This window comes from Niallia oryzisoli (assembly GCF_036670025.1).
Lineage (GTDB): Bacteria > Bacillota > Bacilli > Bacillales > Cytobacillaceae > Bacillus_BD > Bacillus_BD oryzisoli.
In genome coordinates this window covers 2,280,968-2,295,575 of sequence record NZ_CP137640.1, presented here as the reverse complement: position 1 = coordinate 2,295,575, position 14,608 = coordinate 2,280,968, and the positions used below count along the sequence as shown (strand labels likewise).

General features: G+C 39.0%; 13 protein-coding genes and 1 pseudogene. 2 read left to right on the top strand and 12 right to left on the bottom strand.

Features of this window, described 5'->3' with window-relative positions; translation table 11 throughout:
* Positions 1 to 382: 382 nt before the first annotated feature.
* A pseudogene (locus tag R4Z09_RS11550) lies at positions 383 to 1,300 on the top strand (DMT family transporter).
* Positions 1,301 to 2,226: 926 nt separating this feature from the next.
* Here the strand turns inward: R4Z09_RS11550 and R4Z09_RS11545 are convergent.
* The 9 genes from R4Z09_RS11545 to R4Z09_RS11505 all read right to left on the bottom strand — a co-directional run bounded on the left by R4Z09_RS11545 (position 2,227) and on the right by R4Z09_RS11505 (position 11,352).
* A complete protein-coding gene (locus R4Z09_RS11545; protein ID WP_338452455.1) occupies positions 2,227 to 3,210 on the bottom strand; it encodes an ROK family glucokinase in 984 nt (327 codons plus the stop codon).
* A gap of 147 nt (positions 3,211 to 3,357) precedes the next feature.
* Positions 3,358 to 4,545, bottom strand: coding sequence for a Gfo/Idh/MocA family oxidoreductase (locus R4Z09_RS11540; RefSeq protein ID WP_338452454.1), 1,188 nt, complete (start codon positions 4,543 to 4,545; stop codon positions 3,358 to 3,360).
* 66 nt (positions 4,546 to 4,611) lie between these two features.
* On the bottom strand, positions 4,612 to 5,433 hold the full coding sequence (locus R4Z09_RS11535; RefSeq protein ID WP_338452453.1) for a sugar phosphate isomerase/epimerase: 822 nt from the start codon (positions 5,431 to 5,433) through the stop codon (positions 4,612 to 4,614).
* A gap of 338 nt (positions 5,434 to 5,771) precedes the next feature.
* Positions 5,772 to 5,951 (bottom strand): hypothetical protein, encoded by a 180-nt coding sequence (locus R4Z09_RS31050; protein WP_422392264.1) that lies wholly within the window; start codon positions 5,949 to 5,951, stop codon positions 5,772 to 5,774.
* A gap of 86 nt (positions 5,952 to 6,037) precedes the next feature.
* Entirely contained in the window at positions 6,038 to 6,331 is a 294-nt protein-coding gene (locus R4Z09_RS11525) for a putative quinol monooxygenase (RefSeq protein ID WP_338452452.1), read from the bottom strand.
* Positions 6,328 to 7,650: an MFS transporter gene (locus tag R4Z09_RS11520; protein ID WP_338452451.1), complete on the bottom strand. Its 1,323-nt coding sequence runs from the start codon at positions 7,648 to 7,650 to the stop codon at positions 6,328 to 6,330. Before R4Z09_RS11520 ends, R4Z09_RS11525 begins: the two co-directional genes overlap by 4 nt.
* Before the next feature lie 84 nt (positions 7,651 to 7,734).
* Positions 7,735 to 8,706, bottom strand: a complete 972-nt coding sequence (locus R4Z09_RS11515) for a sugar phosphate isomerase/epimerase (RefSeq protein WP_338452450.1) — start codon at positions 8,704 to 8,706, stop codon at positions 7,735 to 7,737.
* Positions 8,703 to 9,881 (bottom strand): Gfo/Idh/MocA family oxidoreductase, encoded by a 1,179-nt coding sequence (locus R4Z09_RS11510; RefSeq protein WP_338452449.1) that lies wholly within the window; start codon positions 9,879 to 9,881, stop codon positions 8,703 to 8,705. Before R4Z09_RS11510 ends, R4Z09_RS11515 begins: the two co-directional genes overlap by 4 nt.
* A gap of 463 nt (positions 9,882 to 10,344) precedes the next feature.
* Positions 10,345 to 11,352, bottom strand: a complete 1,008-nt coding sequence (locus tag R4Z09_RS11505; protein ID WP_338452448.1) for a LacI family DNA-binding transcriptional regulator — start codon at positions 11,350 to 11,352, stop codon at positions 10,345 to 10,347.
* A gap of 665 nt (positions 11,353 to 12,017) precedes the next feature.
* Between R4Z09_RS11505 and R4Z09_RS31045 the strand changes: the two genes are divergently transcribed.
* On the top strand, positions 12,018 to 12,518 hold the full coding sequence (locus R4Z09_RS31045) for an IS3 family transposase (RefSeq protein WP_422392263.1): 501 nt from the start codon (positions 12,018 to 12,020) through the stop codon (positions 12,516 to 12,518).
* Positions 12,519 to 12,535: 17 nt separating this feature from the next.
* Here the strand turns inward: R4Z09_RS31045 and R4Z09_RS11500 are convergent, their stop codons facing one another.
* The 3 genes from R4Z09_RS11500 to R4Z09_RS11490 all read right to left on the bottom strand — a co-directional run bounded on the left by R4Z09_RS11500 (position 12,536) and on the right by R4Z09_RS11490 (position 14,463).
* The gene (locus R4Z09_RS11500) at positions 12,536 to 12,751 is read right to left on the bottom strand and encodes a hypothetical protein (RefSeq protein WP_338452447.1); all 216 of its coding nucleotides are present in this window, start codon (positions 12,749 to 12,751) and stop codon (positions 12,536 to 12,538) included.
* A 46-nt stretch (positions 12,752 to 12,797) separates the two neighbouring features.
* Positions 12,798 to 13,403 (bottom strand): substrate-binding domain-containing protein, encoded by a 606-nt coding sequence (locus tag R4Z09_RS11495; RefSeq protein ID WP_338453254.1) that lies wholly within the window; start codon positions 13,401 to 13,403, stop codon positions 12,798 to 12,800.
* 91 nt (positions 13,404 to 13,494) lie between these two features.
* On the bottom strand, positions 13,495 to 14,463 hold the full coding sequence (locus tag R4Z09_RS11490; RefSeq protein ID WP_338452446.1) for an aldo/keto reductase: 969 nt from the start codon (positions 14,461 to 14,463) through the stop codon (positions 13,495 to 13,497).
* Between the last annotated feature and the right edge of the window lie 145 nt (positions 14,464 to 14,608).

Below are 14,608 nucleotides of genomic sequence, written 5' to 3'. Positions count from 1 at the left end.
CGTAAGCAAAGTGCATTGATTAGACTTTCGTCACTTTTCCTACGCTGGCATTACCCAACAGGTTCAAACGGTCTACGGCAGATTAGCCGTACTCTCAGCCTGATACCTCAGACTCCCGATACTTAAATATTATATTATTAAAAAGTCTACTCCTTCTTCCAAAAGAATGCAATCCCATTTTCCAAAAGGGTCGGAGGGACAGGCACCTTGACCCAAGATAGCATGGTGAAAAGGTGCCTGGAATTATTTAATTAACAGAAACAAACGCTGTTTTGGGATAGAAAGGTTAAAATTATTTAAGGTGAATGATATATACCACTGGAAAAAGGCTAAAAGGTATAGCACTTTGATCAGTGATATTGGAAGAAGGGACTAGAAGGAAATGTCGATTAAATATTATGTCTTGCTGCTTTTAACCTATTTATTTTGGGCAGAGAATTTTGTTGTTAGTAAATTTCTTGTTGTATATGCTTCTCCAATCACCTTAACTACCATAAGATGGATTATTGCAGTTGTTTGCCTTTTACCTCTTTTAGGGTGGAAGGAAAAAAGGATTCTACCGCACGAAATGCTATACTTCCTTTGTTTTTAATGGGGTTAACTGGTGTTGTTCTATTTAACCTTATGCAATTTTTAGCAATAGAGCAGACAACCGCCACAAATGTTGGATTACTATCTACGTTAAATATGATTTCTATTGCTGTTTGTTCAGCTATATTTTTGAAAGAAAAAATTAATAGGCTACAAATTTTCTCAATGATTTTTTCCTTTTTTGGTGTCATTCTTGTACTCTCAAAGGGTAAAATAGACTACTTGCTTTCACGGGATTTTAATACAGGTGATTTATAGATGATTGCTGCTGTATGTGTATGGGGTATATATACTATTTGCAGCAAATGGGCTATGACCAAAACGTCAGCTTTGATGTCTACTTTTTACTCTGCTATTTTTGGACTGATTGTTCTCCTACCTTCCAGCGTCCCTAGTTTCACAGTTTCGAATATAATTCCTTCTTTCTTAAGTGCGCTTATTTTTATAGGAGTCATCTCAACAGTGGTCTGTATGCTACTTTGGAATATTTGCGTTCAAAATTTTGGTTCAACTACATCAGGAGTTTTTTCTAAATTTTAATCCAATATTTACTGCGATTTTAGCCTTTCTCTTTTTAGGTGAACAACTGGCTTGGTTACAAGGAATTGGTAGTATCATTGTCATAACAGGTTGTTATTTATTCTCTTACTTTGCAAAAAAGAGGAAGACAAAACGAGATGTAGTCGTCAATGAAAGCTTTCAAAACTGATATACTGATGGAACTCTCTTAGTATTAATAAGTATTTATTTTCATGAAATCGGGCACGATTGTTGAAGACCATTTGTCTAATTCCTCGGTAAAAATGTGGAGGGAATTAGACTTTTTTTATCTCTCAAAATCCTTCATGTTGTAAATCCATTTCTCTCAAATTGGTGAATAAGGTGGCAAAGGTGACAAACGCTTTAAAAAAACATAAGGAAGCGGTACATTCTTATAGCAAAAATCAGTTAAAGCAACTTTTATTCAACAATCTAGGATGCAACATAAATTTATTTCCTAATTTAATGCAAACAATAAAAAGCAGCTAAATAGCTGCCTTCAATCAATCCCTTTATTTGTTATGCAAAACCATTAAAATTTCATTATTTTCCCCTAACGCCCCATAATTTTCAAATCCATAACGCTCAAAGTATTGTAGGTTCTCTTCTGTTTCTGCCCATAAGCAGATAGGAGAATCTATTTTTTTGATAAACTTATAACCTTCTGCATGATCTTATATCCTTCTCCTTTTTGCATCGAATGAAGGTTTAGGATCTCTAAAATAAGATGATGACCTTCAAAGAATTGCTTCAAATTCTCATTTGGTCGATTCAATCCAATTTAAGGCAGCTTGTAAATTTTGCTTAAGTAGGATTAATCCATTCCCTTTCGGAAGCAAAGCTAAATAAAAGTTGAACTCTGTTTGTTTAGCAACCCATTTCAAATAGCAGCGGAAGTACTTCTAAAGAAACTAAGTAAGCCATCAAATCGGTATAAATAATATAGGATCCTTACACACGTAGTAATAAAGAAGTCTTTTTAAAATCACGAATAAATCTGCACTCTCACTTTTGTAATTTCAAATATACAATGAAAATGGTAAATAGAACAAAGGCGAAGACTGTGTTTTCGCCTTTGTCTTTTTAAAAGAATTATCATTGAAATACAGGCTGATTGATCATTTTTTCCTTCGCCAGCCAAGCTCCACCAATAACCCCTGCGTTATTACCTAGTGTAGCAGTCACAATCTCGACACCTTGTGCCACTCTCGGAAAAGCAAATTGAACAAACTGCTCCTTCAACGGTCGCAGCAAGGTATCATCAGCTTTTGAAACCCCGCCTCCAATCACAATTGTTTCAGGATTTAAGCCATTCGCTAAATTTGAAAGAGCGAATCCTAAATGAAAGGCAACCTGTTCAACGACTCGGTTAGCAAGTACATCCCCCTCCTTCGCCGCATCAAAAACGTGCTTGGCGGACAAGGTTTGATGTATCTTATAATGTCGTAAACAGCTACTCTCATTTGAAGAAACTAATTCTTCTCTTGCCAAGCGGACCATTCCTGTCGCTGACGCTACCGTTTCCAGACATCCTAATTTCCCGCAGTTACATGGTGCTCCGTTTTTCGGTACGGAAGTCATATGGCCAATTTCACCACCGGCTCCATTTACCCCATGTACAACCTCGCCATTAACGATAATTCCGCCACCAACACCTGTTCCTAAAGTAACACAAATTAAGTTTTTAACCCCTTTACCCGCACCTTTCCACATTTCACCGATTGCTGCTATATTTGCATCGTTGTCGACAACAACCGGCAGAGATGTTTCCCTCTCGAGGATAGTCTGTAATTGGAATCGTTCCCAGCCCAGGTTCACTGCCACTTCAACGGAGCCGTCCTCCTCATTCACTGGGCCTGGCGCACCAACTCCGATTGCAACTAACTGATTTTTGGTTTGATTGAATTCTTTCAACTTTTCGTCAATAGATTTCGCAATGGATGCGGGTATGTGTTTGCCTTTATTACTAATGTTAGTATCGATCTCCCAACTACAAATAATGTCACCAGACAAACTAATAAATGCCATTTTAATCGTGGTGCCACCTATATCAACACCTACTAGCCAATTTTCTCCCATAACGATTCACTCATTTCCTTCATGTTTTCCTGCTCCGAAAAGCGGCATCTTTACAAAAGAGGCTCCTCAATTGAGAAGCCTCTTTTCGTAGTTTGAGTTGTGTGTGTAGCTAGAGCCAGCTAGGAGCGGGCATTCGCTTTTTTCTCATTATTTTACAGCTGCAGCTGTTTTTTCAAGATTAATCCATTGACCCTTATCGGCTGATTCAAGAATCGCATCTGCGATTAATTCAATCTGGTAGCCATCATTGAAGTTAGGTGAGAATTCAGTACCTTCCGTGATCGCTTTAAAGAAATCATAAGTTTCAATGATCTTTGTTTCGCCGTAACCGATACCTAGAGCAGGGATTGGCCATAACCCTTCACCGTAAGGAGTAGTTGGTCCTGAGTAAACCGTTCTAAATCCTTTTGCATCACTTGGATCATCAGCGAAGCAAACTTGAAGTTCGTCACGGCGCTCATAGTTAAAGTATAAAGAACCTTTTTCACCATGAATCTCAAAAGTTAGGAAGTTGTTGCGGCCATGCGCATTACGTGTTGCTTCAATCGTTCCGATTGCACCATTATCAAATTTAACCATCGTAATAAATTCATCATCAACGTCTACAGCTGCTTTAGGTACATCGTCGCCACCGGCTTTTACTGTACCTAACTTGTCAATGCCGCCAGTTTGAATCGGTCTTTCAGGAATCCATGTTTTTGTGATCGCATTTACATCTGTGATTTCGCCAACAAGGTAACGGGCATAATCAACTACGTGTGTACCAATATCACCTAGAGCACCTGACCCAGCGATTTTCTTTTGGAAGCGCCATGATAATGGAGAGTTCGGATCAGCTGACCAGTCTTGTAAGTATGTTCCACGGAAGCTAAGAACTTTACCAATTCTTCCTTCTTCAATATATTTCTTTGCAAGGGCAACAGCTGGTGTTCTTCTGTAGTTGAACGCAACCGCGTGTTTCACACCTGCTGCTTTTACTGCTTCTAACATTTCTTTCGCTTGTTCAGCACCTAATGCTAATGGCTTTTCACAGATAATGTGCTTTCCAGCTTTTGCAGCTGCAATCGCAATCTCTGCGTGAGTATTATTTGGAGTTACGATATCAATCACATCTATTTCCGGATTGTTAACAACTTCTCTCCAATCTGTAGCATAGTTGTCAAAGCCTAATCTTGCTGCCGCATCTTTAGCCAATCCTTCGTTAACGTCAACTACTGTATGGCGATGAGGAATTGCTGGTGCTGGCCAGAAAAACATTGGCATTCCTGCATATGCAAGTGAATGCGCCTTACCCATAAATCCTCCGCCGATCATACCTACGTTTAATTTTTTCATCTTAGTATCCTCCCACTATTATCTTCTTATTTTTAAATAGTTTGATATTCCTAATTGATGAAGCGTTTATGCTTGATTTACTTTATCAAATTGATTTAAATAGCTGCGGCTGATTTTAGCCCCTTGTTTTGGATCTGGGTAGCTGTCTAACTCAACCGTAATCCAGCCATCATAGTTTGCCGCTTCTAATGCTTTAACCATTTCATCAAATTTTTGATGCCCTTCACCTAATGGTAAAAAATCTCCATTGGCATAATCTTTGAAATGCACATACTTGATACGATCCACATATTTTCTAATGACAGCCACAGGATCTCCACCGCCTGCTTCGATATGAGCTGTGTCTGGGCAAAGATTAATTTTAGTTAATGGCATTAATTTATCTAGTTGTTCAGGAGCCTGAACATTCGTTCCTAAATGAGGGTGATAACTTGCAACAAGATGATATTTTTCAGCAATTTCTACTACTTTATTAAGCGCATTACCAAGAGCGGTATAATCACTTTCAAGAATCCCGTTTGCACGTACTGCTCCGCCGCCGATCACAAGATGCTCTGCACCTACTTCTGATGCGAATGACGCTACACTTTCAATTTTTATTAATTCTTCTTCTAAAATATCAGGGAAAATAAAGTTCCCGCCTGTATAAACACCAACCAAAGTTAAAGAATGCTCGTTCATCAATTTTAAAAACTCATCTTTTTTATCTTTATATTCCATCAAGTTGCCATCGAAGATTTCAAAGCCATCATAGCCAGCTTCGGAAATATCCTTTAATGCCTCTTCTGTTGATCCGTAAGCAAGGTAGTAAGAATCCTTAACAGAAGTAACACCCGCTGGATGACCAACTACGCCGCCCCAAGTATTTGTTTGATAACCTAATTTCATTTAATTACCTCCATATCTTTTGGAATTTAGTGTGCCATATTTCATCATAGAAAAACCGAGGCAAACGCTCTTCAAAGTTAGTAATCGATTACATTTTCTCTAAAATCATTACTCTTCACCATCAATAATATTAATATTTAAGCAAAGTAATAAAAAATCCTAATGTAATCCATTACATTTTTTGTTTACAGATGAAATACTGTTTCCTATAAGAGAGTAATGAATTATCCCTATCTATAACTAGACTTCACTATCTGACAAGAAAATAGATGTTGTATCGCTTACAAGATTTATTGTAATCGATTACACATAAATTTGCAACAACCCAAATTCGATTGTCACAATTTGTTCACGATAAGCGTAGGAGGAAAGGAAATTGTAAATATAGTTCCCTTTCCTTGCGAACTATCAACATGTATGACAACGTTGGCACCTTCTTCCGCAAACGCCATGGCAATTGCTTTCCCAATACCTTTACCAGTCACAAGTGCGGTTTTATTTTTTAATTCCAGATTCATTTTTTCATCCATACCTTTCTTTACTAACCTGATAAGCTTCCTTAGCTGATACATTGATCGGAGTTAAACCTTATGTTTGTTCAATATTATCTTTTTATTGAAGCCTCAAATAATTCTGCATGGATAGGTTCAGCAACAATGGGTTCAACTACATTAATAAATCTCTTAAAATGAGAGGTTTCCTCATGCAGTTGAATCGCTTCTTCATCATTCCATTTCTCAACAAAGATAAAGCTGTTCACCTCTTCAGGATTTTCATAATATTGGTAACTAATATTTCCAGACTCCGCTTGTGACTGTTTTGTTACAAGTCTTGCCTCTTCCAAGAATATTTCACGATAAGGCTCATTCACCTTTATGTTTGCGTGAATGATAATCATGGTACATCCCCCTTAATTTGATTGGTCGCATTTCTAAAAAACTTACCTGCGTGTTTTTCTAATACGATTTCTTTTTTATTATTTTCTTCGGAAGGAAGCTTCATAAACTTCATTAAATAAGCACCAAGGAAATACGTGCCTGCGAAAATCCAAATAACCCCTTTTGCACCGATAAGTCCGATAAATAGCCCAACGATTGCCGGTGCGATAAAGTAAGACATTCCTGCACCAAAGCTTACAATCGCCATCGCCGATCCTTTTTTCTCAGGAGCAAGTGATGCTACCAATGCTGAAAGCGGAACGAAACCACAAAGAACAATTCCCATAAAAATACCAGCAATATTTAAAGCCAAGAAACTGCTGCCAAATACTTCAGGTGTGTAAAGTAAGACGAGTAACATAACGCCCATACCGAAGCTGCCAAGCCATTGAATGGTTTTCCTCCAGCCCAACCATTTATCACTGATGTAAGGAATGATTAGGTTAAAGATTATATTTGCAAACCACATGGTTCCCCACATTTGTAAAAACTGTTCAGTTGTGAATCCGTAATTGGACTTCAAGTACATTGGGAAAAAGATTGGCAGTGAACCGATCCCTGTTGAATTGATAATCCGAACCACGCCGCCGATCGCCACTTTCGGCTGTTCGACACAAATGGTAAATCCACTCATTAAGCTCTTTAGCTTTTCCTTTGGATCTCCCTTTTGTTCCTTTTTTACATCACCTTTTACTACAATAAGACCAACAATTCCTCCGACTAACACCCAAGCTACAGCACTCCACAATAAACCGATATATCCGATCTTCGGAAGCATGTAAGCTGGAAAATAACTTCCTACAACATAAAGTCCGCCGCTCCACGCTGCCCAGAACAATCCTATAGCTGTTGCCAGAATCCGCTCTGGACTGCGATAAGTAACCCACACTAAGAAAGAGTAGCAGAATAAAGGATAACCTAAACCACGAATCCCATAAGTCGGGAGCATAATAGCGTAATTGTTTAACTTCAAACCATATTCAATGAATAGTACCTGACCGATTAACCAAGTAACAAGACCGATAACCATTACCTTCCTCGGTCCCCACATCTCGGTGAGTACACCAGAAAAATAAGACGCGATAGCTAAGATCGCTCCATAAACAGCAAAAAGAGTGGCTGATTGTTGAACGGTCAATCCCTTTTCAATCAGATAGGGAGACAACCATGCATGCTCAAGACCGTCACCAGCCATAAAAATTAACGTTGCAACAAACCCCCAAACCACTCCCATTGGAAGACCGCCTAAAGTACGTTCTTGACCTACAAGCGTTTTCATTTTTAACACCCCTATTTTTTATTAATTGGGTGGATGGGGACGGTTCTCATGCTTCCGAAGCATGAGAACCGTCCCTGTGCTTCCCTAAGCCCACCACATTTCCGATACTTGCTCTTTAAACAACGTTCCTTTTAACAGTGTGATTGCTTTCATTAAGCCTTCATCGATAGACGCCAACATATCTTCATGTTCAATGGATACCACGTAATCATACCCTACCGAACGAAGTGTACTGATCATATCTTTCCACATTTTTTCGTTATGGCCATAGCCAACTGAGCGGAAGGTCCATGAGCGATCCAATACTTGACTGTAATGCTTCGTATCGAGAACACCATTCACCTTGATATTGGCTTGGTCTAAATAGGTATCTTTAGCATGAAAATGGAAGATCGCATTTTCTCTGCCTAATTTTTTAATCGCTTCTACCGGATCGATGCCTTGCCATACCAAATGACTTGGGTCGAAGTTTGCCCCGATGTTTGGTCCTGCATATTCTCTTAGTTTGAGTAAGGTTTCCGGATTATACACAACAAAGCCAGGATGCATTTCGAAAGCGATTTGGTGAATCCCATGCTTTTCCGCGAACTTTGCTTCTTCTTTCCAATACGGGATAACCACATCATTCCATTGCCATTCTAAAACTTCTGTATATTCAGGAGGCCAAGAGCACGTCACCCAGTTTGGGAACTTGGCACCCGGATGATCTCCTGGACATCCGGCAAATCCATTGATAACCGGCACCTCTAACTGCTCAGCCAGTAAGACCGTTTTTCTCCATACGTCATGGGCGTCTTTGGCAGCCTTTACATTTGGATGAAGCGGGTTCCCATGACAGCTTAGTCCGCTGATGGTTAATCCCCTGCTTTCAATCGCCCGTTTGAACGATCTGATTTTATCCGGATTCCCTAACAATTCTTCCGGATTACAATGACTATTTCCGGGATAGTTACCGGTCCCTAACTCAACCGCCTCTACGCCCATTTCAGCTAATTTATCGAGCATCCCTTCGAAAGGAAGATTTTGATATAGAACTGTAAACACACCTAGTTTCATACTAAAACCTCCTTTTTCACCTGAACCTTGACCCATTTTTGCTGTTCATGGCTTTCTAAAATGGCATCGGTAATAGCCATTGAAATATGACCGTCCTCGAATGTAGCAAAATTAGATTGATCCTTTAAAGGATCTTTGCGATCACGTATGAAGGAATAATAATTTAACATCATATTTTTCAGTGCATCTGGCCAGCCTTCGTTATGTCCTCCTGGATGATGGATGGCTGATCTTGCTTCAGGTGCGAACAGTGCCGGATCGGCTAGAAGGATTTCATTCGGCTTATCCCTGTGCCCCATCCATAGTTTTTCAGGCTCTTCTTGATTCCAGTAGGCAGAGCTCTTACTGCCATCGATTTCAAAGCTTAATCGATTTTTTCGTCCTGCGCTTACTTGTGAAACCGTAAATACTCCTCTTGATCCATCCTCGAATCGAACAAGGACCGATGCATAATCCTCTGTATTGATAGGAACATCTTCATACTCAACATCTTCTGCGGTTTGTGAGCTAAATGTCGCCACATTGCCTTTTGCTTTCTTTCTCACTGGAATCACCGTTGCCAAATCGGCAAACACTTCCACAATCTTTTTGCCGGTAACAAATTGAACGGTGTCACACCAATGCGAACCGATATCTGCCACCGCGCGTGATTTTCCGCCAACTTCCGGCGCTAAACGCCAGTTGAAATCAGTTTCATATAGCAGCCAATCCTGCAAATAGCTTCCGTGAACTAGATTTACTTTTCCGAGGTCACCGTTAGCAATTTTCGCTCTTAAATTTTGCACACTAGCATGCTGTCTGTAATTAAAATTTACCCCATGTACAACACCTTGCTTTTTAGCCAATTCTAACAGTTCAGCTGATTGCTCGCTGTTCATAGCAAGCGGTTTCTCTGAAACGACATGTTTACCTGCTAAAATAATTTCTTTATTGATCGCGAAATGCACATGGTTTGGCGTACAGTTATGAACAACTTGAATTTCGCTATCACGAAGCATTTCGCGGTAATCGCCATAGGCTTTTGGAATACCCAATTCTTCAGCCTTTTGTTCTGCTTGTACTTGGCTAGTCTCAGCTAAGGCCACAACTTCTACGAATCCAAGTCTTCTGATTGCTTCAATATGTGTTGGTCCGATAAACCCTGTCCCGATAATTCCTACTTTTATTTTTTCCATTTGTTTTCCGTCCTCCAATCGAACTTTTCGATTCACCCAAGAATGAGTAGAAGTTATTTAGTGTAATCGATTACACAAACTCGAAAAAAAAATATATGTTTAGTCCAAGAAATAAATAATTTACCTATCCTTAAAAATGTAATGGATTACATTTTTGCCGAAAAAAAATTTGAATTTATTCATACTTTTAAATTAAGAAATAACCTTTCCGAATAAAATACATTTTCACTTAGCACTAAAATATTTTACTCTTTTTTTTCGACACCCTTATTGTAATCGATTACAGTATAGAATTCAATATTTTTTTAAAACTTCCTCGATTCTTCATTAATCAGAATGAAAAAACTGTTCTGGAACCAATAGAATCGCTGGTCCTCTAATAATGATAAAAAGGAGTGAACCATTATTAAGTTCACTCCCCTTTTGTTTTTCATTATTTTAATTCTAACAGGAATAGGCTAAACTACTCTTCTATGGTAAGTTCTTTGCATGATTCACGGACAATGAGTTTATCAGGAAGAATAAATTGATCTTTCTCTAATTCTTCATCTTTAATTAATTTTAACAGTAAAAGCATCGCTTTTTGACCCATTTCAAACGTTGGTTGTGCCACGGTTGTTAGAGCAGGTTCAAAAATTGATGCAAATTTAATATCATCAAAGCCAACAACAGATAAATCTTCTGGAACTCTTAAACCTTTAGATTTAGCGGCTTTAATGGCACCCATAGCCATTTCATCATTACCGGCAAAAAGGGCTGTAGGAGGATTCTCTAGTGACAAAAATTTCATCATTAAATTAAATCCACTTTCAAAAGAGAATTCGCCTTCCTGTACCAAACTTGGATCCACAGACAGGCCGTGTTGCGCCATTGCTTGATGAAACCCCCTACATCGATCTCGTCCAACGACAATATTCAAGGGTCCGCAAATATGTCCAATTCTCTTGTGGTTTAAGCTAATTAAATATTCAGTTGCCTTTCTTGCACTGCTAACATTATCAATGGAGACCGTAGGCAGCTTGGAACCCTCATAGTATTCACACGCCAATACTACAGGGTAATCCTGGGACAAATCTTCTAATATTTTTTGATCGGTCCTTGCCGTTAATAATATCAACCCATCTGCTTTTTTCTGACCTAATATCGTTAAAAAACTAGTTTCGCTTTCGACATCGTTTCGCGCATCTCCTAGAAGTACTTGATATCCGTTTTCGATGGCAACGGATTCAATTCCGCGCAGCACCGCAGAAAAGAAAGTATTGGTTATATCAGGAACCACCACAAGAATTGTTTTGGTTTCAGATCTTCTCAATTGTCTTGCCAGCATATTAGGTTGGTAATTTAATTTTTTTATCGCTTCTAAAACTTTTTCAGCTGTTTCTTTTTTTACAGTCCCTGTATTACTTATGACTCGGGATACTGTGGCCGTTGAAACATTTGCCATTTTTGCAACATCCGCAATTCTGACCATTTATCTCTTTCCCTTTCAGTGTTCGTTTACATATATTGTAATCGATTACATTGAGAATTACAATAATTTGCGTAAATCAGCCATAAAACGGTATCATTTAAAAACATTTTCTCCAACAACCTGAAATTAAATGTGAATTAGACTATAAAAATTGGGCTTGCACAACATAAACATCTGCATTGTAAAAAAAAAATTGGGTAAGAAAGTTTGAGGAAGGCAATCAGCTTACTGATCAATGGGGAAAACCTTCTACTGATAACCCCCTTAAAGGACGGCCAAAAACAAAGTTCAAAACTGCAGAAGAAAAACGGGATTACTATAAGGCTCAGGTTGACTACCTAAAAAAGCAGTATCCAAATCTTCACGGGGAGGTGAAATCAGAAAATCAATAAGATTTGAGATTATTCATGAGCTGAAAGGGGCATACCCCATTACCTGGTTAACTGAAATTACTGAGGTGCAATCAGGCTATTACAAATGGATTAAGACAATTGAGGTCCGTGAGAAGAAAAAAGGAACTGGATCAGGGATTAATGAATCAGATGCTTTCCATCCATCTCAAACACAAGGAGTATGGCTATCCTAGCATGGTGATTGCCCTTAAGGAAGAGGGGGCGAGGTCAACCATAACAAGGTTTACCGATTAATGAAGGTAATGGACATCGGTGATCAGAAAGAAGTGGAGATACCATGGCAAAAAAGGTTCCAAAGTGTTCCCTAACCTGGTCAACAGGGAATTCAAAGAGAGAAAGGAAAATGAAGTCCTAGTAACTGACATCACGTGCATCCCCTTTCAAAATCGTCTTTATTACCTATCTGTTATTCAGGATATCAATAATAACGAAATTGTTGCGTGGAAGTTATCAGATTGGGATAATATGAAATTAGTTTTGGATACTGTGGAGGACCTGAATAAAAAAAGAAGCGTGCACAGAACCATCCTTCATTCGGATCACGGATTCCAATACACGTCTAAAAAATACAACAAACGACTAAACAAATATGGCATAAAGGGCAGCCACTCTCGCAAAGGAAACTGCCTGGATAATGCCTGTGTTGAATCGTTCTTTTCCCACTTTAAAACAGAAATTTTGAATCAAACTGATTGTAAAACAGAGGAAGAGTTAATAAAAGCAAGTCCATTCAGTACGTTCTTTAAAATATGAAACTAGAGAATTTAAAATTATTTTTTTAATGCCTTCAGTATTTTCGCATCTTTATGGTAGATCTCCTGATATGATTTTTCCAGATTGGATCTGTTTACCGCCAATGATGGTACCGCAACATATGGATGCGTTTCAGCGCTGATTATTGCCAAAGCAGCTTGTCTAGCCTCTGCAACACCTTGATCAAAAGGCCGTTGGGAGCCAATTCCAGCTATAAAGTCATTATTAGCCATGGCAAGTGCAACTTCATTACCTAAATTTTCGTTGACAACCTTAAATTCATCTGGTGATTTTCGCCCTTGCTGCCGCTAAAGCACCCATTGCAGGAACATCCCAGCTAGCATACATTCCTTTCAATTTAGGGTATCTGGTTAATAAAGCACCTGCTACTTCTTGAGATTTATTCGGATCCTGGAATCCTTGAACAGCTATAAGATTAATATCGGGATATTTTGCTTTAAATCGCGCGACGAATCCTTCATATCGCTGATTTGTTACATAAAAGTCAGGAGCATAGTAAAGTGCTGCCACGTCTCCTTTACCACCAATAGCCCTTGCTAATTCATCAGCAATATTCATACCAAGGCCGAAGCTATCAGCAGAAACAACAGATACATAATCTTTCCCTGCTTTCATACCTTCTGCGGGTTGGTCCATAAAAACAATTTTTGTTCCAGAGTCAGCAATGGCTTTATAGGTTCTCGTTGTCGTTTGTGCATTTAGGGGAATGCTGATAAGAATATTAGGTTTCTTTGCCTTTATTGTTTCAAGATCAGAGATTTGAGTTGTGTCCTTGAAGTTTGCATTTGTTTCAGCAACAACTTTTATACCTAGTTTTTTAAAATTCTGATTTAAGCCCTGCGAGTTGTTGGGCGGACCAATCATCACCTAAGTAATCCCATTGCTATTGCAGCTGTAAAAAACATTAAGGTGCCAGGTACCATCCAGAAAATGGTTGTACTTGGCACCCTTATTGCTAAAACATTTCAGAACGGTCTGTGGCCGGTGAAGGAGTAATAGAGAGGGAAGAAATTTCACTGCGCCATTCCGGTGTCATCTTCACATCAACGGCAGCAAGTGAATACTCAAGCTGCTCTACATTTCTTGCCCCGATAATCGGTGCTGTTATTGCTGGATTGGACATTACCCATGCAACGGCAAGTGTTGCTGGATGAACGCCCTGTTCGGAAGCATATGCAGTAAATCGGTCGGCTACAACATAATGCATTTCATCTGCATAACGATCCGTATATCTTTTTTCTTCAACGATTCTGCCTTGCTCAGGTCGTTTATTCACCCCGTATTTTCCGGTAAGAAGCCCAGCACCTAAAGGACTATAAGGAATGACTCCCATTTGTTCGGATACGGCAAGAGGTAATATCTCTACTTCAGCTTGTCGTTTAACCAGGTTATACATTGGCTGGATTAATTCAAAACGTGCAAGCTGTTCTTTTGCAGAAACCCCTAATGCTTTGGCTATTTGCCAGGCTGCCCAGTTGCTAACGGCAGGATATAGAATTTTCCCTTGAGCCTGAAGTTGATCAAGTGCACGCAACGTTTCTTCTATTGGTGTATTCTCATCAAACATATGTACAAAGTAAAAATCAATACGATCTGTTTTTAAGCGCCGTAAGCTGTTTTCAACTTCAAGAATGATATGACGGCGAGACAGACCTCTCGCATTAATATCTTTTCCCCTCGGAAAATAGACTTTAGAAGTGAGTATGATTTCATCCCTGCAGTCAGCTATACATTCTCCTAAAATTTCTTCGGCCCGTCCATCGCTATATACATTTGCCGTATCGAAGAAGTTAATGCCTGCTTCACGACAGCGCTTAAACATAGCTTTTGATGTTTCTTCATCAGCGTTTCCACCAAATGACATCGTTCCGAAACATAAATTTGAAACTTGAACCCCTGTCTTACCTACTGTACGATAGTTCATGATGGTCCTCCTCGTCTATTAATTAATGCTATGGAACTCTAATATAGTCCAAAAATTCAGAGTCTTACAAATTTAAACACAAAATATGTTTTTCATCAAGTATTTAGCTTAAGTGCGAGGAACAATCCAAAGCTCACACCGCCAA

What these genes read in the sequence shown, in the direction of transcription:
- R4Z09_RS11545 (WP_338452455.1), bottom strand. Translation starts at nt 3,210, where the DNA reads ATGGGAGAAAATTGGCTAGTAGGTGTTGATATAGGTGGCACCACGATT.
- R4Z09_RS11540 (WP_338452454.1), bottom strand. Translation starts at nt 4,545, where the DNA reads ATGAAAAAATTAAACGTAGGTATGATCGGCGGAGGATTTATGGGTAAG.
- R4Z09_RS11535 (WP_338452453.1), bottom strand. Translation starts at nt 5,433, where the DNA reads ATGAAATTAGGTTATCAAACAAATACTTGGGGCGGCGTAGTTGGTCAT.
- R4Z09_RS31050 (WP_422392264.1), bottom strand. Translation starts at nt 5,951, where the DNA reads ATGAATCTGGAATTAAAAAATAAAACCGCACTTGTGACTGGTAAAGGT.
- R4Z09_RS11525 (WP_338452452.1), bottom strand. Translation starts at nt 6,331, where the DNA reads ATGATTATCATTCACGCAAACATAAAGGTGAATGAGCCTTATCGTGAA.
- R4Z09_RS11520 (WP_338452451.1), bottom strand. Translation starts at nt 7,650, where the DNA reads ATGAAAACGCTTGTAGGTCAAGAACGTACTTTAGGCGGTCTTCCAATG.
- R4Z09_RS11515 (WP_338452450.1), bottom strand. Translation starts at nt 8,706, where the DNA reads ATGAAACTAGGTGTGTTTACAGTTCTATATCAAAATCTTCCTTTCGAA.
- R4Z09_RS11510 (WP_338452449.1), bottom strand. Translation starts at nt 9,881, where the DNA reads ATGGAAAAAATAAAAGTAGGAATTATCGGGACAGGGTTTATCGGACCA.
- R4Z09_RS11505 (WP_338452448.1), bottom strand. Translation starts at nt 11,352, where the DNA reads ATGGTCAGAATTGCGGATGTTGCAAAAATGGCAAATGTTTCAACGGCC.
- R4Z09_RS11500 (WP_338452447.1), bottom strand. Translation starts at nt 12,751, where the DNA reads ATGGCTAATAATGACTTTATAGCTGGAATTGGCTCCCAACGGCCTTTT.
- R4Z09_RS11495 (WP_338453254.1), bottom strand. Translation starts at nt 13,403, where the DNA reads ATGATTGGTCCGCCCAACAACTCGCAGGGCTTAAATCAGAATTTTAAA.
- R4Z09_RS11490 (WP_338452446.1), bottom strand. Translation starts at nt 14,463, where the DNA reads ATGAACTATCGTACAGTAGGTAAGACAGGGGTTCAAGTTTCAAATTTA.